The 19,351-nt window shown below is 63.3% G+C and carries 16 protein-coding genes and 1 pseudogene; 5 read left to right on the forward strand and 12 right to left on the reverse strand.

The window, feature by feature from the left end; translation table 11 throughout:
* Positions 1 to 57 precede the first annotated feature (57 nt).
* Positions 58 to 1,512, forward strand: a complete 1,455-nt coding sequence (locus PMI07_RS20790; RefSeq protein ID WP_007759020.1) for a glutamate synthase subunit beta — start codon at positions 58 to 60, stop codon at positions 1,510 to 1,512.
* 96 nt (positions 1,513 to 1,608) lie between these two features.
* Here the strand turns inward: PMI07_RS20790 and PMI07_RS20795 are convergent, their stop codons facing one another.
* Positions 1,609 to 2,865, reverse strand: coding sequence for a DUF459 domain-containing protein (locus PMI07_RS20795; protein ID WP_024163995.1), 1,257 nt, complete (start codon positions 2,863 to 2,865; stop codon positions 1,609 to 1,611).
* A gap of 66 nt (positions 2,866 to 2,931) precedes the next feature.
* Positions 2,932 to 4,152 carry a lytic murein transglycosylase gene (locus PMI07_RS20800; RefSeq protein ID WP_007761297.1) on the reverse strand — a complete coding sequence of 407 codons (1,221 nt, stop codon included), beginning with the start codon at positions 4,150 to 4,152 and terminating at the stop codon, positions 2,932 to 2,934.
* 200 nt (positions 4,153 to 4,352) lie between these two features.
* On the opposite strand from PMI07_RS20800, the gene galU reads away from it, so the two are divergent.
* Together galU and PMI07_RS20810 are read left to right on the forward strand one after the other, a co-directional pair.
* Complete coding sequence (galU, locus tag PMI07_RS20805; RefSeq protein ID WP_007761295.1) at positions 4,353 to 5,240, forward strand: UTP--glucose-1-phosphate uridylyltransferase GalU; 888 nt, start codon at positions 4,353 to 4,355, stop codon at positions 5,238 to 5,240.
* 93 nt (positions 5,241 to 5,333) lie between these two features.
* A pseudogene (locus PMI07_RS20810) lies at positions 5,334 to 6,231 on the forward strand (ornithine carbamoyltransferase).
* Here PMI07_RS20810 and PMI07_RS20815 read toward each other — a convergent pair.
* The gene (locus PMI07_RS20815) at positions 6,215 to 7,753 is read right to left on the reverse strand and encodes an outer membrane beta-barrel protein (protein ID WP_007761292.1); all 1,539 of its coding nucleotides are present in this window, start codon (positions 7,751 to 7,753) and stop codon (positions 6,215 to 6,217) included. The pseudogene PMI07_RS20810 and the gene PMI07_RS20815 sit on opposite strands and share 17 nt — an antisense overlap.
* A gap of 146 nt (positions 7,754 to 7,899) precedes the next feature.
* Here PMI07_RS20815 and PMI07_RS20820 point away from each other — a divergent pair, with 146 nt between their 5' ends.
* A complete protein-coding gene (locus PMI07_RS20820; protein ID WP_007761290.1) occupies positions 7,900 to 8,895 on the forward strand; it encodes a KpsF/GutQ family sugar-phosphate isomerase in 996 nt (331 codons plus the stop codon).
* A 26-nt stretch (positions 8,896 to 8,921) separates the two neighbouring features.
* Here the strand turns inward: PMI07_RS20820 and PMI07_RS20825 are convergent, their stop codons facing one another.
* Positions 8,922 to 9,380: an NfeD family protein gene (locus tag PMI07_RS20825; protein WP_007761287.1), complete on the reverse strand. Its 459-nt coding sequence runs from the start codon at positions 9,378 to 9,380 to the stop codon at positions 8,922 to 8,924.
* A gap of 3 nt (positions 9,381 to 9,383) precedes the next feature.
* Positions 9,384 to 10,421 carry an SPFH domain-containing protein gene (locus PMI07_RS20830; RefSeq protein ID WP_007761285.1) on the reverse strand — a complete coding sequence of 346 codons (1,038 nt, stop codon included), beginning with the start codon at positions 10,419 to 10,421 and terminating at the stop codon, positions 9,384 to 9,386.
* A gap of 191 nt (positions 10,422 to 10,612) precedes the next feature.
* Here PMI07_RS20830 and queC point away from each other — a divergent pair, with 191 nt between their 5' ends.
* Positions 10,613 to 11,323, forward strand: coding sequence for a 7-cyano-7-deazaguanine synthase QueC (queC, locus tag PMI07_RS20835; protein WP_007761276.1), 711 nt, complete (start codon positions 10,613 to 10,615; stop codon positions 11,321 to 11,323).
* A gap of 6 nt (positions 11,324 to 11,329) precedes the next feature.
* Here the strand turns inward: queC and hemH are convergent, their stop codons facing one another.
* The 7 genes from hemH to PMI07_RS20870 all read right to left on the reverse strand — a co-directional run bounded on the left by hemH (position 11,330) and on the right by PMI07_RS20870 (position 19,345).
* A complete protein-coding gene (hemH, locus tag PMI07_RS20840) occupies positions 11,330 to 12,364 on the reverse strand; it encodes a ferrochelatase (RefSeq protein ID WP_007761272.1) in 1,035 nt (344 codons plus the stop codon).
* A 131-nt stretch (positions 12,365 to 12,495) separates the two neighbouring features.
* Positions 12,496 to 14,592, reverse strand: coding sequence for a 5'-nucleotidase C-terminal domain-containing protein (locus PMI07_RS20845; protein ID WP_024163996.1), 2,097 nt, complete (start codon positions 14,590 to 14,592; stop codon positions 12,496 to 12,498).
* A gap of 212 nt (positions 14,593 to 14,804) precedes the next feature.
* On the reverse strand, positions 14,805 to 15,164 hold the full coding sequence (gene omp10, locus PMI07_RS20850) for an outer membrane lipoprotein Omp10 (protein WP_007758146.1): 360 nt from the start codon (positions 15,162 to 15,164) through the stop codon (positions 14,805 to 14,807).
* A 195-nt stretch (positions 15,165 to 15,359) separates the two neighbouring features.
* A complete protein-coding gene (locus PMI07_RS20855; protein ID WP_007758145.1) occupies positions 15,360 to 16,811 on the reverse strand; it encodes a homospermidine synthase in 1,452 nt (483 codons plus the stop codon).
* Positions 16,812 to 17,093: 282 nt separating this feature from the next.
* Positions 17,094 to 17,468 (reverse strand): DUF4440 domain-containing protein, encoded by a 375-nt coding sequence (locus tag PMI07_RS20860; RefSeq protein ID WP_007758142.1) that lies wholly within the window; start codon positions 17,466 to 17,468, stop codon positions 17,094 to 17,096.
* A complete protein-coding gene (locus tag PMI07_RS20865) occupies positions 17,469 to 18,173 on the reverse strand; it encodes an aminotransferase class IV family protein (RefSeq protein ID WP_007758141.1) in 705 nt (234 codons plus the stop codon).
* Complete coding sequence (locus tag PMI07_RS20870; protein WP_007758140.1) at positions 18,158 to 19,345, reverse strand: aminodeoxychorismate synthase component I; 1,188 nt, start codon at positions 19,343 to 19,345, stop codon at positions 18,158 to 18,160. Before PMI07_RS20870 ends, PMI07_RS20865 begins: the two co-directional genes overlap by 16 nt.
* Between the last annotated feature and the right edge of the window lie 6 nt (positions 19,346 to 19,351).

The raw sequence follows: 19,351 nt of genomic DNA on the forward strand, positions 1-19,351 counted from the left end.
CGGGTTGTTAGGTTTTAACCGGCTGCGAGAGCGGCAGGACGGATTGAGGGTTTAAACATGGGCAAGGTAACGGGTTTCCTGGAGATTGACCGGCAGGTGGGCAAGTATCAGCCGGCCTCCGACCGCATCCGCCATTTCCGCGAATTCACGATCCCGATGTCGGATGCGGAGATCACCAAGCAGGCAGCGCGCTGCATGGACTGTGGCATTCCCTATTGCCACGGCCCGACCGGCTGTCCGGTTCACAACCAGATCCCGGACTGGAACGACCTCGTCTACAACAACAAGTGGGAGGAGGCGATCCGCAACCTCCATTCCACCAACAACTTCCCGGAATTCACTGGCCGCGTCTGCCCCGCGCCTTGCGAGGAAGCCTGCACGCTGAACCTCGAGGATGCGCCGGTTGCGATCAAGACCGTCGAGCAGGCGATTGCCGACAAGGCCTATGAGCTCGGCTTCATCGCGCCGCAGCCGGCGACCATCCATACCGGCAAGAAGGTTGCGATCATCGGTTCCGGCCCCGCCGGCATGGCTGCCGCCCAGCAGCTCGGCCGCGCCGGCCACGAAGTGCATGTCTATGAACGCGAATCCAAGGCTGGCGGCCTGCTGCGCTATGGCATCCCGGACTTCAAGATGGAGAAGAACTTCATCGATCGCCGCGTCGAGCAGATCACCGGCGAGGGCGTCACCTTCCATTACGGCGCCAATATCGGCGTCGACATTCCGGTCGAGAAGCTTCTCGCCGAGCATGATGCGGTGCTCTATTGCGGCGGTTCGGAAACCCCGCGTCCGGCCGGCATTCCGGGCGTCGAGCTGCATGGCGTCTATGACGCCATGCCTTACCTCGTGCAGCAGAACCGCCGCCTCGGCCGCGAGAACATCGAAAGCGTCGCCTGGGCGGCCGACCCGATCCTGGCCGGCGCCAAGCATGTCGTCGTTGTCGGCGGTGGTGACACGGCGTCGGACTGCGTCGGTACGGCCTTCCGCCAGGGCGCCGTCAAGGTGACCCAGCTCGACATCCGCCCGCAGCCGCCCGAGAAGGAAGACAAGCTCGCCGTCTGGCCGTTCTGGGCCACCAAGATGCGGACCTCGTCCAGCCAGGCCGAAGGTGCGGTGCGTGAATTCCAGGTGGCGACGCTCGAATTTGTCGGCGAAGACGGCCAGCTCATCGGCGTGCGCTGCTGCGAAGTCGACGAGCGGCGCAAGCCGATCGCCGGCACGGATTTCATCATCAAGGCTGACCTCGCCTTCATCGCCATCGGTTTCTCCGGCCCGCTGACCGATGGCGTGCTGAACGAACTCGAAGGCAAGCTGACGCTGAATGTTGACCGCCGCGGCTCGACCAACGTGGTTGCCAATGAAAAGGACTACAAGACCTCGGTCGACAAGTTCTGGACCGCCGGCGACGTGCGCCGCGGCCAGTCGCTGGTCGTCTGGGCGATCCGCGAAGGCCGCCAGGCGGCCCGGGCGATCGACGAGGCCCTGATGGGAAGCTCGGTTCTGCCGCGGTAAGTGGCGACAAGCTCCCTTCCATCTCCCCCACAAGGGGGGAGATCGGATGTGGCGCGGTTTCGCTCCCTCTCCCCGTTTGTGGGAAAAGGGCGATCGCTAACGCGTCGCCGCGCTCACGGCCGGAACCCGATAATCGTCAATGCGCCCGGCCGGCGCCGGGGCGAGTTCGCCGCGCCTGACCAGTTTGTCGCGGGGCGTTTCGACGAGGACGGAGGGGAGTGGGCCTGCGCCGAGCAGGTCCTTGCCGCCGTCGAGCTCGGGATCGGAGAGGCTGATCGGATGGGTCGGCACGGACTGGCCGGGCGAGGCCGGAAGGGCCGATAGCGCCGGCAGGTTGGAGCCGTCGAGCTTGACGACGTCGGGGCTTGCCATTTCGCCGAGATGGCGGCGGACCAGTTTCTCCACGTAGAAGGCGAGCTTTTGCTTGCCGGCCTTGGTGAAGGTGATGCCGTCGGAGCCGCGCAGGCGCACCTGCTGGCCGTTGACGTCGGAACCGGTGACGACGAACTTGCCATCCTCGTCGACGAAACCTTCCCAGATATCAACGAATTCGCCGCCAGCCTTTTCCACCTGGTTGCGGTAGATGGCATTGAGCGTCACCGCATCGGCGGTCGCCACCGGCGACTGGAAGGAGGGCAGGCCGACCCAGAGGAGCGGCAGCTTGCGGGTGGTGACGATGCCGACCAGTTCGGTGACCCGCCGCTCGTATTCCTTGAACCAGGCGTCGCTGCGGAACTTTTCCTTGATGCTGCCGCCGATCGTCATCTGCTGGCGGTCGTTGGCGCCGAGCATCACGACGACGACGGCAGGTTTCACCTCGTCGAGCATGACCGGAAGCTCGGCCGGCCAATCGAAATGATCCTCGCGGACGAGACCGGAGGAACCGTCGCTGCGCTCGGTGATCACCACGCCGGGAGACGTGACGAAGGCGGTTTCGAGCTCGCTGCCGATGCCGCCGGCCATGAAATCGCCGACGACCAGGATCTGCTTGGCATTTCCGAGCTTGGCGACCGGTTCCGGGGCGGGTGGTGCGACCGGCTGCACCGGGCGGGGGGCGGCCGCTCGTCCCGGGCTGCGGTTGCGCGGCCGCGGTGACATCTCGATGATCGAGCCGTCGCGGTCATAACGGCGCCGGCTATAAGGAGGGGCGCGCTCGTAGCGGTCGTCGCGTTCATAACGCGGGCCGCCGAACAGGTAGTCGAAGAGATTGCGGCGCGGGAGAGGTTCCTGGGCGGCGGCGGGCGGTGCCGCCAACGGCATGGCAAGCACGACCGCGAGGATGAGAAGGGCCAGAGGAGCCCATCCACTGTTTCGCCCGGCCCTGTTTTGCCCGGATTTATGCAAAGCCTTCATGCCTCCGCCATCCCGCACGCCTTGCGGGATATACCTTTAAACGATGTGGCGCGAAGCACGGTCTTGTCAACGCAAAGCTTCGAGAAGTGTCTTCGACGGTTCGCCGTTCTGCTGCATGCCGAGCCGCTTCTGGATCGCGGAGATCGCCGCCTTCGAGCCGGAGCCGAAATTGCCGTCGACTTCGCCTTCGTAATAGCCAAGCTGCTTCATGCGGTTCTGCAGCTCGAACTTCTGCTTGATGTCGAGCGTGCCCTCGGGACGCGGCCAGCTCTGCTGGACGCCGCCGAAACCGGCGATCTCGTCGGCGAGCAGGCCGACCGCCAGGGCGTAGCTGTCGGCGGCGTTGTATTTCTTCACGGTGAAGAAATTGCCGAGCATCAGGAAGGCCGGGCCGCTCTCGCCGGCCATCAGCTTCAGCGTCGCCCGGTCGGTGCCGCGCGGGAAGCTCTTGCCGTTCGGGCGAGCGAAGCCGAGCTTTGCCCATTCGCCGAGCGTCTTGGTCTGGCCTTCGTGGCGGGCGCCATTGGCCGGGAGCGCTGTCTCGTAGCCCCAGGTCTTGCCGCTCTGCCAGCCGTTCTTGGCGAGCAGGTTGGCCGAGGTGGCGAGCGCATCCGGGACGGAATGCCAGATGTCCCGCTTGCCGTTGCCGTCCGCGTCGATCGCGTAGAGCAGGTAGCTGGTCGGGATGAACTGGGTATGGCCCATGGCGCCGGCCCAGGAGCCGGTAAGCTGCTTCGGGGTGATATCGCCCGACTGCAGGATCTTGAGTGCGGCGATGAGTTGGTTGCGGGCGAACTTGGCACGCTTGGGATCGCCCCAGGCAAGGGTCGCCAGCGCCTGCGGCACATGGTGCAGGCGGTCGGGGTTTTCGAGCGCCGCGCCATAATTGGATTCCATCGACCAGATGGCGAGCAGGATGTTCTTGTCGACGCCGAAATGGCGTTCCAGGGAGGTCAGCGTCGAGCCGTACTTGGCGGCCATCTCGCGGCCGATCTTGACCGTATAGGGGTTTACGCGGCTGTCGAGATAGTCCCAGATCCTGGACTTGAATTCCGGCTGAAAATTCGCCTTCTCAAGTACGTCCTGATCGGGTTCACTGACGCCGGCGAACGCTCGGTCATAGGTGGAGCGTGTGATACCGCTTTTGGCTGCGGTGTCATAGAATTTTGCGATCCACGTCTTGAAACCGGCGTCTGCCTGGGCATCTATCGGCATGGCCGCGGCGGCAAGCCCGGCGATCAGGGAGAAGGCAAATCCACGAAAGAGGTTGGTGCTAAGCGTCTTCATCGGCAGTCGGGTCCATTCTTCTTTTACCAAGCCTGACGGCAAGAGTGGCATGCGGCTTAACGATGTAATAACAGAATTGGGTCAACAAACTCTTTACCATAGAAACCCGACCCACGGCAGTCTTTGCGAAACAGTAGCAATTCGTCATTAGATGCCAAGAATCGAATATACGCACAACGATGTGCTTTCAGGAGGCATGAGTGGCACAACAACAAAAGATCCGTAAGGCAGTGTTTCCGGTAGCAGGTCTGGGCACGCGCTTCCTGCCCGCGACCAAGGCGGTGCCGAAGGAAATGCTGACCGTGGTCGACAAGCCGGTCATCCAGTATGTGGTGGATGAGGCTGCCGAAGCGGGGATCGAGCATTTCGTCTTCGTGACCGGTCGCGGCAAGGCGGTCATCGAGGACTATTTCGACATCCAGTACGAGCTGGAGCAGATGCTGCGCGAGCGCAACAAGAATGCCGAGCTGACGCTGCTCGCCGGCCTTCTGCCGGTTGCCGGCACCGCCAGCTTCACGCGCCAGCAGGTGCCGCTCGGGCTTGGCCACGCGGTCTGGTGCGCCCGCGACATCGTCGGCAACGAGCCTTTCGCGGTCCTGCTGCCCGACATGATCATGGCCGGCGGCAAGGGCTGCCTCAAGGGCATGGTCGATCTTTATGCCGAAAGCGGCGGTAACGTCATCGCGGTTCAGGAATGCGATCCGGAACAGGCTCATAAATACGGCATCGTCGGCATCGGCGCGCCGGTTGGCGAGGGTTTCAAGATCACCCAGATGGTCGAAAAGCCGGCCAAGGGCACCGCGCCGTCCAACCTCTACATCAACGGCCGCTACATCCTGCAGCCGGAGATCTTCAAGATCCTGGAAACCCAGGAGCGCGGCGCCGGCAACGAGATCCAGCTCACTGACGGCATGCTGGCGCTCCTGAAATCCCAGGAATTCGCTGCCTATCCCTTCAAGGGCGACACGTTCGACTGCGGCGCCAAGGACGGCTTCATCCTGGCCAACCTCGCCTTCGCCCTGCAGCGCGCCGACATCCGCCCGGCAATCGAAGGGCCGATGAAGGCACTGCTCGCCTCGCTGAAGTAAATCTTTCCGGCCGGCGATGTGTCGGTCCGGGCGTCACGCAAACCCCTCATGGTCCCGCTATGAGGGGTTTTCTTTTTCACGGTGTCGATTGCAATGGCTGTTTCCGCAGGTAGCGATTTTCTGGAATTCCACGATCTTTCGGCTAATGTCGTCACGGCGGTGCTCGAACGCGCCGGCGCGCTTGGCGAAGCGTGGCGGGAACGGCGAATGCCGAAAAGCCTCGAGGGCAGACGGATCGCCTTGATCGTCGACGATGGTGGCTGGCGCAATACGACGGCGTTCGATCTCGGCATCCAGGCGATGGGCGGCATCTGCGTGCACGCGCCGGTCAGCCTCGGCGGTCGGGAGGCGATCGCTGACCTGGCGGGGTTATCTCAACAACTGGTTCGACATGATCGTCATCCGCACGCCGGAACTCGCCTCGCTCCGGGAACTTGCGGCAATTGCCGAGGCGCCTGTCATCAATGCCCGGACGCGATCGAACCACCCTTGCGAGACGCTTGGCGATCTCGCCTATATCAGCAACAGGCGCGGCGGAATCGACGGGCTGAAGATCGCCGGTGTGGCGCCGGACGCCAATATTCTGCGGTCCTGGGTCGAGGCGTCGATCTCGCTGCCGATCGAGGTGGTGCAGGTCTATCCGGACGATTGGCATGTGAACGATCCGGCGCTTCTCAATCTGAATTTCCGGCTGAGTACGGATATGCGCGAGCTTGAGGATGCGGATGTCATCTTCACCGACAGCTGGCCGGGTGGCGTGCCGGAAGGCGAGGTCGCCGACTATCGCATATCGGCCGAGGTTCTCGATCGCTGCCGCCCGGATGCGGTCTTCATCCCCTGTCCGCCGGTGGCTCGCGGCCAGGAAGTGACCGCGGATGCAATGGCGCATCCTGCCTGCCAGAGCAGGGAGGCGAAGGCGTTTCTGCTGCATGCGCAGAACGCGTTGATGGAGTGGATTGTCGGCTGGCCGGGGGTCAGCGCTTCAAGGTGAGACCGACGCCGGCGCGGACGATCTTGTCGTTGGTGCCGCCGCCGCCCGCATGCTCGTATTCGACGTCGCCGGTCAGATCGAGATAGCGGTTGATCGCCCAGGTGAGGCCGGCGCCGCCGATCCACACCGTTTCGTCGCTCGGGCCGCCGCTCGGGAAATCGCGCAGCGTCGAACTGCCGGTCAACCGGGCGATGAGGTTGTCGCGCATCTCATGGGTCAGCGCTGCCGTCGCCTGGTACTCTACCCAGCCGCTCTGGCCGGGAGTGGTCGAATCCTGCACTGTCGTGCGCAGGCCGAGATCGACATTGGTGCCGCGCTGCGGCGACCAGGTGGCGGTGCCGTTGAAGGTGACCGCGCCGACCGATTTCAGGCGGTCGTCCTCGTAGTCGACGATTTCGTAACCGGTGCCGATTTCGCCGCGCAGTTTTTCGCCCAGATCGAATTCGACGCCGGTGCGCGCCGCATAGCTCTGGGATGAGCGGGCATAGCCGGAATTGTCGCGCCTGAGGTCGTAGAAGGTGTGGCCGGTCGCCACTTCCACATAGGGGACGAGCGCCGGCGACAGTTCGTAGCCAAGCCGCAGGCGGCCGTCGATGCCGGTGCGGTTGCGGTCCTTGCTGCTGACGATCGTGCCGTCGGAGAGTTTCGCATCCGTATAGGCCGCGCGGGACAGATCGAGTGCGGCGGTGCCACGGATCTTGCCGAAGTCGCGCTGGACGGAGGCGCCGCCGGTGAATTCATGGACGCCGGGTTGGGTCGATGCACCGCCGAGCGCATTCGGATCGTAGTCGTCCTCACGGGAGAACCGGTAGCCGCCGGTGATATGGGCGACCGTGTCGTTGGAGAGATCGAGCCGCAGGTCCGCATTGATATTCGCTTCGGGCTGCTCGCCCTGGCTGCTGCTGCCGAGGTTGCGCTCCAGCGTGCCTTCGCCCGTCACCGTCAGCGAATGGCGCGACCAGTCGGAGGTCAACGTTCCGCGGATCGTCGTCGACAGGTAATCGCGACGGATCTTGGTGCCGCTGGAGCGGCGGGTCTCGGTGTCGATGCTCTGGTTGATCGAGGGGCGGAGCAGGAAGCTGCCCATGCGGATGCCGGTCGGATCGCCCGGTTCGCGAGGCTGTTCCTGGGTCTCGACGGGTTCTGCGCCACGATCGAGCGGCTCTTCACGGGGCTGGTTCAGATCCTCCTCATAGGGAGGCTCCTGATTGGCGGTCTGGTTGCGGCCGGGCGTGGTGCCGGTCGCGACATTCGGATCGTCCTGATTCTGGTCTTCGGCGGTATTGGTCGTCGTTTGTGCCGAGGTGCTGCCTCGCAACGCTGTGTTGGAGGCTGTGTTCGAAGTCGGCGACGTGGCGTTCGCGACCGAGGGCAGAGAGCCGTTCTGCGGCGGAAACGGGCTGCGGGTCTGGGCCATTGCCGGGGAAACGGGCGATGAGACAAGCGCCGAACAGGCCAGCAGAAGGCCGAGTGCCGCCCGGCGCCTCTGACGCGTCCCGCCTGTCATTGTGGTGATCTTCATAGGCCTGCCTGGGCAATCGCAAATGCTTACCCAAACGTAAAGCCATGTGGTTAACGTTTGGTTGCGACGCCATAGAGGGTGGCCAACTTGTTTGCCCCGCGCCAAAGCGGATAGACTTGAAAGACGAAAAGAGCTAAGCCTTGCCCATGATCAAGAGAGCTTTGCAACTGGTCGAGAACGACGTAGTCGATTCCGCCTTGAGAACGATTTCCTTCGGGAAACAAGGGCTTAACGCGCTGGAGCTGGCGCTTCAGAATGGTCTCGGGGACGCCTTCCGCAAGGCTGCGGAACTGATTGGAAACATCGAGGGCCGGGTCGTCGTAACCGGGGTCGGCAAGAGCGGACATATCGGCCGCAAGATCGCGGCGAGCCTCGCCTCGACCGGCACGCCCGCCTTTTTCGTCCATTCAGGGGAAGCCAATCACGGCGATCTCGGCATGATCGCGTCGAGCGATGTGGTGCTGGCGCTCTCCTGGGGCGGCGAGACCGCTGAGCTGCAGGGCATCGTCTCCTTCACCCGTCGATTCTCCATTCCGCTGATCGCGATAACGTCAGGCGCGCTTTCGACGCTGGCCCGCGAGGCCGATGTCGTGCTGCTGCTGCCCAAGGAACAGGAAGCCTGCCCTCACGGCCTGGCGCCGACCACCTCGACGCTGATGCAGCTTGCGATCGGCGATGCGCTCGCCGTGGCGCTGCTCGAAGCGCGCGGTTTCTCGGCAACCGATTTCCGCGTCTACCATCCGGGCGGCAAGCTTGGCGCGATGCTGAGCCATGTCAGCGACCTGATGCATACCGGTGACCGGTTGCCGCTGGTGAAAACGGGCGTCCTCATGCCGGAAGCGATCGAGGAACTGTCCCGCAAGCGTTTCGGTTGCGTCGGCGTGCTCGACGGGGACGGCTGCGTCTGTGGCGTGATCACCGATGGCGATATCTCCCGCCACCTGGACCTCGATTTGCGCCAGACACGCGTAGAGGATGTGATGACCCGCAATCCCAAGACGGTCGACAAGGAAACCCTCGCGACCAAGGCGATGGCCATCCTCAACAAGCACAGCATCGGGGCGCTGCTCGTCGTCGATGCGGAGCGCAAGCCGGTTGGCATCGTCCACTTCCACGACCTGCTGCGCGTCGGCGTCGCCTGACGTCGAGCGACTTCGGGCGGAATGATTTACGCCGCTTCGACCCTGAGGTCGCGGCCGCTTGCCGCCACGACCTTCACCTGCGTGCCGGCCGGCAGGTCGGGTCCCATCACCGACCACCATGTATCGTCGAGACGAATGCGGCCGCGCCCTTCGCTGATCGGTTCGTGGAGTGTCGCGGTGCGGCCGACCAGGCTTTCGCCACGACGATTGAGATTGGGCTCGTCGGTTGCCTGGTTGCGGCTGGCATAGAAGCGCCGGCCGGCGAGCGCGAAGGCGCCGGAAAGTAGCGCGAAGAGCAGGAGCTGGACGTGCCAGCTCCAGAAGGCCGCGTCCCAGAGCGCCAGAGACAGAACGCCGATGACGATCGCGGCCGCGCCGATCCAGATCAGGAAGACGCCGGGCGCCGCGAGTTCGGCGGCGAGGAGGACGACACCGAGGATCCACCAGCTCCAGGGACCGAGATTGACCACAGCATCATGCAGCATGGTTCAGGTCTCTGAAGAGTTTGGGTTGAACGGGTTGAGGATCGGCGTGGTGCGCGGGGTGGGCTGGGGACGCGGGCCGGCCGGCGAGCGCGGCGGTGCGGCAGGCCCCGAGCCGTCGCCGAAAACTTCCTTGGCAATGGCGCCGATGCCGCCGAGCGAACCGATGATGGAGGACGCCTCCAGCGGCATCAGCACGATCTTCGAATTCGGCGCCTTGCCGATCGCGACCAGCGCTTCCGTGTATTTCTGGGCGACGAAATAGTTGATCGCCTGCACGTCTCCGGCGGCGATCGCCTGGGAGACGGCCTGGGTAGCCCTGGCTTCGGCTTCCGCCAGGCGCTCACGGGCCTCGGCTTCCCGGAACGCGGCCTCGCGCTTGCCTTCCGCTTCGAGAACCGCCGCCTGCTTGGCGCCCTCGGCGCGCAGGATCTGGGCGCTGCGCGAGCCTTCGGCCTCGAGGATCTGGGCGCGCTTCTCGCGCTCGGCCTTCATCTGTCGACCCATGGATTCGACGAGGTCGGCCGGCGGCTGGATGTCCTTGATCTCGACGCGGGTGACCTTGATGCCCCAGGGGCCGACGGCCTCGTCGACGACGCGCAGCAGCCGCTCGTTGATGACTTCGCGGTTGGACAGCAGCTCATCGAGGTCCATCGAACCCATGACCGAGCGGATATTGGTCATGGTGAGGTTCTGGATGGCGTTTTCGAGATTGGAAATCTGGTAGGCGGCCTGGGCCGGATTGAGGACCTGGTAGAAGGACACCGCATCGGCAGAGACGCTGGCATTGTCCTTGGTGATGACCTCCTGGGTCGGAATACTGAGGACCTGTTCCATGACGTTCATGCGCACCCCGATGCGCTCGATGAAGGGTGTCAGCAGGTTGAGGCCGGGCTCCAGCGTGCGGGTGTAGCGGCCAAAACGCTCCACCGTGTAGCGATAACCCTGAGGCACGGTCTTGATCCCGGCAAACAGGACCAGGATGATCAGCACCACGATGCCGATCACAACGATATCGAAGCCACCCAGGCCGCCCAAGTTCATGACTTTCCTCCATCTTGGCGGTAAGCCCGCCAGGTCACACGTGATGAGTTAGCACGTTCTTTGCAGGGAAGAAATGACAGCTCGACGCTGTCGATGTCGCCCGGGTTATTCACAAGGACGCACCGGCGGTCTAGAGAGCAGGTTCGAACACCCGGTCGCAGCCTACCCGGTCAAAACAAGGATGAAAGCCCATGAAAACCATCGTCGTCTGCTCCGGCGGATTGGATTCCGTATCGCTCGCCCACAGGATTGCCGCCCAGCAGCAACTGCTCGGCCTGATTTCTTTCGACTACGGCCAGCGGCACAGCAAGGAACTCGATTTCGCCGCCGCCTGCGCCGCGCGGCTCGGCGTCTTCCACGAGATCATCGACATGCGCGGAATCGGCAGCCGGCTGACCGGTTCGGCCTTGACTGATGATCTCGATGTGCCGGACGGGCATTATGCCGAGGAGACGATGCGCGTCACCGTGGTGCCGAACCGCAATGCGATCATGCTGTCGGTCGCCTTCGGGGTAGCGGCGGCGCGCGGAGCCGATGCGGTGGCGATCGCCGTGCATGGCGGCGACCACTTCATCTATCCCGATTGCCGTCCGGGTTTCATCGACGCCTTCCAGGCGATGCAGGATCATGCGCTGGAGGGTTACGCCTTGGTCAGGCTGTTTGCACCTTATGTGAACGGCTCGAAGGCGGATATCGTCACGGACGGTACCAGGCATGGAACGCCGTTTGGGGAGACCTGGTCGTGCTACAAAGGCGGTGCCCAACATTGCGGCCGCTGCGGGACCTGCGTCGAGCGGCGCGAGGCCTTCCATCTCGCCGGGATCGAGGATCCGACGGAATACGAGGACCCGGATTTCTGGAAGGCCGCCACGGACGGCTTCAAGGCCACCGAGGTGCGGTGAGGCGGGTTACACCCAGCCCTGAAGTTCGCGGCGGACAACCTTCTCCAGCACGGTCATACCGCCCGGACTGTCGTTCAGGCAGGGGACATGTGCGAACTTTTCGCCGCCGTGATGCAGGAAGATCTCGCCCGCTTCTTCGGCGATCTCTTCGAGCGTTTCCAGACAGTCGGAGACGAAGCCGGGGTTCATCACCGCGATACGCTTGACGCCGTCATGGGCAAGTTTCTCGACCGTCTTGTCGGTATAGGGCTGCAGCCATTCCTCGGGCCCGAAACGGGACTGGAAGGTGATCATGAAATTTTTGTCGGTGAAGCCGAGGGCCTCCTTCAGCAGTCGCGCGGTCTTCTGGCAATGGCAGTAATAGGGGTCGCCCGCCTTGAAATAGGATTGCGGGATGCCGTGGAAGGAGGCGATCAGCATTTCCGGCTCCCAGTCGAGCGCAGCATATTTCGCCCTGACGGAGTCCGCCAAAGCCTCGATATAGGCCGGCTCGTCGTGATAGGGCGGCACGGTGCGCAGCGCCGGCTGCCAACGCAGCTTCATCAGGTGTTCGAAGGCCTTGTCGTTGACGGTGGCGGTGGTGGAGGCCGCATATTGCGGATAGAGCGGGAAGAGGAGGATCTTCTCGCAGCCCTTTTCCTTCAGCGCGTCGATGCGCTCCGCGATTGACGGTTTTCCGTAGCGCATCGCCCAGTCGACGACGACATTCGGCAGGTCCTTCAGCCGCTCGGCCATCAACTCGCCCTGGCTGCGGGTATAGGTGCGCAGGTAGCTTTCGTTCAAATCCTTGTTCCAGATCGCCTCGTAGGCCTTGCCGACCTTCTGCGGCCGCTTGTTGAGCACGATGCCGTAGAGGATCGGGTACCAGTAAAGCCGAGACCACTCGATCACCCGCTTGTCGGAGAGAAACTCGGAGAGATAGCGCCGCATCGACCAGTAGTCCGTGCCGTCGGGCGTGCCGAGATTGACGAGCAGCACGCCGACCTTGCCGAAACTCACCTTCGGATGATCGGAGGGCATGTGGGCGGAATTGGAGGTCATGCGGATACTTTCGGTTGAACGATAGGCGCGCGCTTTATCTGCGGGATTACTTAGGAAGAAAAACCGGCCCGGGAAAGCCCGGGCCGGCTGAAGAAAACGGGACAAATTGTCCTTGTCAGCGATGCCGCGGCTTATTTCGCCGGCAGTTCCAGCTCGGCCCCGACCTGGATGACATTCGGATGGCGCAGCGCGTTCAGCTTGGCAATCTCGGTCCACTTCTCGCCGTCGCCATAGGTGGCTTCGGCGATCTTCCAGAGCGAGTCACCCTTGGCGACCGTGTACTTGGTCGGGCCGGCCGGCTTTGCAGCGGTTGCCGCCGGAGTAGCCGGCGCTGCCGCCATGGTATTCGGAGCCGGTGCCACCGGTGCGGGAGCCGCCGGCTTGGGGGCGGCCGGAGCGGCTGCCATCGTGTTCGGCGCAGGTGCTGCGGGTGCTGCCGGAGCTGCCACGGTCGGGGCAGGGGCAGCGGGTGCCGGAGCAGCAGGAGCCGCCATGGTCGGTGCCGGTGCGGCTGGTGCAGGCGTTGCGGGAGCCGGGGTAGCTGGAGCGGCAGCCGTCGGAGCCGCTGCCGGAGGAGCGGCAGGCGCAGGCTTTGCCGGCGGCGTGTAGCTTGCCGGGGTCAGGTCGGTGACGCGGCCGTCCGTATAGGGCTTGTAGGGGGTATGGGCAACGATGAATTCCGCCGTCACGTCGGCGAGGTCCGGACCGTAGTCATAGGCGTTCTTGCCGCCGGTCTTGAAGATGGCATAACCATCACCGCCTGCGCGCATGAAATTGTTGGTGACGACGCCGTAGGTCTTGGCAGGGTCGATGGCGACGAACTTGTCGCCGTCCTTGACCTGCACGTCGCTGACCTTGGCCCCGGCCGGCTTCGACTTGTCGAAGGAATATTTGAGACCGGCGACCTGCGGGAAACGACCCGCGCCGTCATCGATCTGGCTGACGCCATTTTCGAGCGCCTTGACGACATCGGCACCGGTGAGCTGGAAGGTGGCGAGCGTGTTCTGGAAGGGCAGGACGCTGACGACTTCGCCCTGGGTGACTTCGCCGGCGTCGATCGAGGCGCGCAAGCCGCCGCCGTTCTGGATGGCGATGGTGATGCCCTGGCCCTTGGTGCGCTCGAGCATGGCGTCGGCGACGAGGTTGCCCATCGAGCATTCCTTGGCACGGCAGACGCGGCGGTCGCCGTCGATGACGGCGTCAGAGGCGCCGACGATCTTCTTCTTCATGTCCTCGATCGGCTTCTTCAGCTCCGCGACGCGGGCCAGGAAGACCGGGTCCGGCGTGATCGACTTGTCCATGAGGATCGGCTCGCCTTCGGCCGACTTCACGACGCCGCTGTCGTCGAAGACGATTTTGATGTCGCCGAGATATTTCGAATACTGATAGGCCTGGACGACCGGCACCTTGTAGCCGCCCGGATTGTCCGACCAGGTCGGGTAGGGGCCTTCGGCGCCCTTGGCCACGTTCGAGAGCAGCGTGTGGGTATGGCCGCCGACGACGACGTCGACATCGGGGATCTTGGCGATCAAGGCAAGATCGCGGGGGTAACCCACGTGGGTCAGCGCGATGATCTTGTCGACGCCTTGAGCCTTCAGGCCCTGCACGGCTTCGGTGATCTTCGCGACATCGTCGGCAATGGTGATGTTCGGGCCGGGATTGGCGATTTCGGCGGTATCGTTGGTGACGGCGCCAACGATACCGATCTTCTGGCCGCCGACGGTCAGCACCAGCGACGGCTTGATGCGGTTGCCGATCTTGGCGGCGGCGCTCGGCACGACGTTGGCGGTGACGACCGGGAACTGGATCTTGTCGAGGAAGGTGGCGAGCACGTCGTCGCTGTCGTCGAATTCATGGTTGCCGACGGTCATGGCGTCGAACTTCATGGCGTTCAGCGCTTCGGCTTCGGCCGCACCCTTGTAGGTCGTGTAGAAGAGCGAGCCCTGGAAGTTGTCGCCGCCGTTGAGGAGAATGACGTTCTTGTTCTGGGCCTTCAGCGCGTCGCGCGTCTGGTTGATCGCGGTCAGCAGGCGGGAAGCACCACCGAAGCAGACGCCCTTGCCTTCATCCTCGGCCGAGCAGGTGGAATCGGTCGCGTTGATGGATTCCAGACGCGAGTGGAAGTCGTTGATGTGCAGGATATTGAGCTCGAAATCGGCAAATGCCGCGCCGCTTGAAAGAGCCATGACCGATGCGGTCAAAAGCCCGAGCCCCAATGTCTTCTTCATCTGTTCTCTCCTCTTTCTATTCGGACGGCTTTGCCGCCGCTTTTATCTGTTCTAGTTTTGCAATGTGACAACCGTTCCGGCGGCCATGTTTTCATCAACCGATGGTGGGTTCAAGGGAAATGTGACAGTCGTGCTTCTGGAAATTAATGCCCGGAAAACGCGAAAACCCCGCCGGGGCGGGGGCGCGATGATCGGGATGCGGATGTGTCGGTTCAGCCTCGGCGGGCGAGCGAGAACTGGGCGCCGCTATCCTGCGTGCAATTGAGCTGGTTGGGGTTGACCAGCGAGCAGTTGACGCGCGACTGGGTCTTGCGCACCAGCGAGGTCATGTTGATCTCGACCAGCGTCGGCGACAGGCTGGTATAGGTGCCGGAGGCGAGCAGCGTGTTGCTGTCGCTGGAACGGGTGTTGAACGTGCCGGCCTGGAACGAGGATACGATGCCGTTCGGATCGACCCAGGTGCCTTCCACCCCCTGCGGCTGCACGGCCGCCATCTGTTGCGGCGGAGGGGAAGAAACGCAGGCCGTCAAGCTGGCTGCGGCGATGAGCGCGAAGCTCACTTTGAATTTCATGATCTGTCTCCCGCGATTCGGTCCGGCTTCGGTTGAGAAACCTTGCCGCCATCGCCCTATGTAACGCAAGATGTGGCCTTGAAAAGGCAAGAGCTTTCAACATGCAAAAAACCGCCCGCGGGAAGGCAGGCGGTTTCTATTGTCTTTTATCGGATCAACGAATGGGTTTGTTGACTAACGAACGGGTTCGCGAAATCAGCGAACCAGGATGTTCTTGAACTGCCACGGATCCTTGGTGTCGATATCTTCCGGGAAGAGGCCCGGGCGGCCATCGAGCGGGGTCCAGTCGGTGTAGTGACCTTCGACCGGGCCGAGATAGGGCAGCTGTACTTCGAGGCAGCGCTTATAGTCGATCTCGTCGGCTTCGACGATGCCGGCGGTCGGGTTTTCGAGCGCCCAGACCATGCCTGAGAGAACCGCCGAGGTTACCTGCAGGCCGGTGGCGTTCTGGTAAGGCGCGATGCGGCGGGTTTCTTCGAGCGACAGGCGCGAACCGAACCAGTAGGCGTTCTTCTCATGGCCGTAGAGCAGGACGCCCAGTTCGTCGATGCCGTCCTCCAGCTCGTCCTCGTCGAGAACGTGGTGGACCGGCTGCGGCGTCCCGCCATTGCCGAACATCTCATGCAGCGACAGGACCGCGTCGTTTGCCGGATGGTAGGCATAGTGGCAGGTCGGGCGGAAGGTCACTTCGCCGTCCTTGTCGCGCACCGTGAAATAGTCGGCGATCGAGATCGATTCATTGTGAGTGACGAGGAAGCCATACTGCGGGCCGGGGGTCGGGCACCAGGAACGGACTCGGGTATTGGCGCCCGGCTGTTCCAGATAGATGGCGGCCTTGTTGCCCTTCTTGTGCTTCTTGCCGTTCTTCGGCACCCATTCCTCATGGGTACCCCAGCCGAGTTCGGCCGGCTGCATGCCTTCGGAAATGAAGCCTTCGACCGACCAGGTGTTCCAGAAGACGTTGAGCGGCTTCGGATGCTTGGTGCGCTGGGTGTCGCGCTCGGCGATGTGGACGCCCTTGACGCCGAGCTTCTTCATCAGCTTGGCCCAGCCTTCGCGGTCGTGCTGATCCGGCTCGTCGAACTTCAGGCCGGTGTCGTTGGCGAGGTTGACCAGCGCCTGCTTGACGAACCAGGAAACCATGCCGGGGTTTGCGCCGCAGGTGGACACGGCGGTCGCGCCGCCGGGGCTCTTGGCCTTTTCCTTGCGCACGGTTTCACGCAGCGCATAGTTGGTGCGGTCGGCATTCTTCATGTTCTTGTCGAAATAGAAGCCGAGCCAGGGTTCGACGACCGTGTCGATGTAAAGAACGTCGAGCTTGCGGCAGAGCTTCATCAGGTCGAGCGAACCGGTGTCGACCGAGAGGTTGACGCAGAAGCCCTGGCCCTTGCCTTCGGTCAGAAGCGGCTTCAGGAGGTCCTTGTAGTTCTCCTTGGTCACATATTCCTTGATGTGACGGACGCCGTGCTTCTTCAGGATCTCCATGTCGGCGGGTTCTTCGCGCGGGTCGATGACGACCATCCGGCTCTTGTCGAACTTGAAATGGCGTTCGATCAGCGGCAGCGTGCCGCGGCCGATCGAGCCGAAACCGATCATCACGATCGGACCGGTGATTTCGCCATAAACCGGATAGGTAGTCTCTGACATGTCTTTCTCCTTGATCGCGGCCCGGAGGACCGCTGCCCCGCTTAATCGGCAGTGGAATGGAAATTTAAAGGCTGCACTCGGGCAATTCGCGGCGCTCTAGATCATAAAACTTCGTCACAATAAAGAGCCTGTCGATTTTCGGGGGATGAATCGCGGTCGTTATTCGAGGACGGCGGGCGTCGCTTCGGATTTTCGAAGGGCTGCGACAAACTCGGTGGTATCGAAATCATCGAAGTGTTCGACGGCCGTCGGCGAAAGCCTCGCACGGATCTGGACCATTAGTCACTCGGTCGCGGTACCCTGGTGGAAAACCATGCGCCACTTGCCGTCCGGATCGAGGCGCCAGATGGAGCTGCGGTTGGCGAATTGGCTTGTGCCGTCGTCGTTGACGCGGGTGCCGCGATAGGTGGCGAGCGCGATCGTGTCGCTCAGCATCGTAGCGCTGAAATCGGAGATCGACGTGTTGTTCGGACCGGTCTCGGCAACGAGGCGGGTGATGATGTCCTCGAACGTGTAGGCGAGGCCGGAGCGGCCGAATTCGCGGAATTCCGGCGCCAGCAGTTCGCGCAGCTTCTCCTCGGAATTGCGGACCTCGCGGCTCTGCAGCGCGATCTCGAGCGCAAGCAGATGATCCGCAAGGGTTTCGGATGCGGCCATCTACCGGCCTGCTCGGGCCATCTTGGCCGGGCGGGCGGCAGGGCGAGGGGCTTCCGTCGGCATTTCCGATCGCGCCGCCTGGGCGACGAGTTCGGCGGCGATCAGGCCGCGCAACGAATTGCCGACGAAGAAGCGGCGGTTTTCGAGGTCGGTCGGGCGGAGAACCTGGCTTTTCGCCTTGCCTTCGCGGATCAGGTCGGCGCGCAGGATGCCGGGCAGCAGGCCGCTCGAGAGCGCCGGTGTGAGGAGCGAGCCGTCCTTGGTTTCGACGAAGACGTTGGTGATCGTGCCTTCGCAAACCTCGCCGCGCTCGTTGAGGAGAATCACCTCATCGGCCTCTTCGGGCGTAAATTCGGCGCGGGCGGCCTCGTAGAGCTCGCGGCGGGAGGTCTTGTGGCGATAGGTCGGGTCGTCGGAAGGAAGCGTCGTCCTGGCGACCTGGATCCGCCAGAGGGTGTCGGCGGGCAGGGGCGTGAAGGGCGTCGTGGTGATCTCGATCTTGCCGCGATAGGTCATCACGAGGCGGACGCGGAGCGGCGTCTCGCCACCGGCGGTCGCCGCTTGAAGCTGTTTCAGCGTATCTGCCGGCGGCTGGCGGAAACCCAACGCGTCCGCCGACCGGCTGAGCCGGCGCAGATGCTGGTCCACCCGGAGCAAGCCGTTGCCCGGTTCCCAGCGCATTGTTTCGATCAGCGAGAAATCCATTGGTTGCCCACCGCAAAGCGTGCCTTCAACAGGCACTCGTCATACTCGGCCTCGGCCTTCGAGTCGAAGACGATGCCGCCGCCGACATTGAAGACGGCTTTTTCGTCATTGAAAAGTGTGATCGTGCGGATCGCCACCGAAAAACGCATCGGGCCGGCCGGATCGCACCAGCCGATGGCGCCGCAATAAACGTCGCGCGGTGCCTTTTCGAGATCAGCGAGGATGCGCATGGCCCACATTTTCGGCGCTCCGGTGATCGAGCCGCAGGGAAAGAGCGCGGAGAGAATCTCGGGAAAGCCGATCTCGGGCAGCAGCTTCGCCCGCACATGGCTCACCATCTGGTGGACGGTCGGATAGGTCTCGATCTCGAAAAGTTTCGGCACCGAGAGCGTGCCGACCTCGCTGATCATGGAGATGTCGTTGCGCAGCAGGTCGACGATCATGCGGTTTTCGGCGAGCGTCTTTTCGTCGGCCAGCATGTCCGCGATGATCGCTTCGTCTTCTTCCCCTGTCGCGCCGCGCGGGGCGGTGCCCTTCATCGGATGGGTTTCGATGAAACGATCCGCATCGACCGAAAAGAACAGTTCAGGCGAGCGCGACAGGATGACCGGATCTCCTGAAGCTCCGCCGAGGTCGATATAGGCGCCGTAGCGCACCGGCTGGCGGGCGACGAGCGACCAGAATGCCCGCAGCGGATCGCCGTGCCAGCGCGCGGTGACCGGCATGGTCAGGTTCGCCTGGTAACAATCGCCGTTGCGCAGGTGCCGGTGAAGCCGGTCGAACCGTTCTTGGTAGGTCGCGAGATCCCACATGGCGCGGGGTTCGCTGAGGAACGAGCCCTCTGAGGAGCCATCATCGACCACCTTGCCGGGCGGTCCCGCAAGCGGATGCTCGTTGCCCGAGGGGTGATCGAATATGCCCATGGCGATCAAGGGCGTCGGCCGGTTGTCGACGATCAGGTGCCGGAGCTTGTCCTCGAAGACGTAGCCGGTCTCGTAGCAGATATAGCCTGCCAGCCAGTGGCCGGCGAGGCGCGCCTCTTCCAGGCGCCGAAGTGCGGGCAGCACCTCGGCGGCGGTCCGGGCCATGACGATTTCCTTCGGCCGGTCGAAGACGAGGCTCCGGCCGGCGGGGTCGTCACGAAAGAGCGCGAAGGGCGCTTTCTCATTCATGGGTGT

Source organism: Rhizobium sp. CF080 (assembly GCF_000282095.2).
In the GTDB taxonomy this organism is placed as follows: Bacteria; Pseudomonadota; Alphaproteobacteria; order Rhizobiales; family Rhizobiaceae; genus Neorhizobium.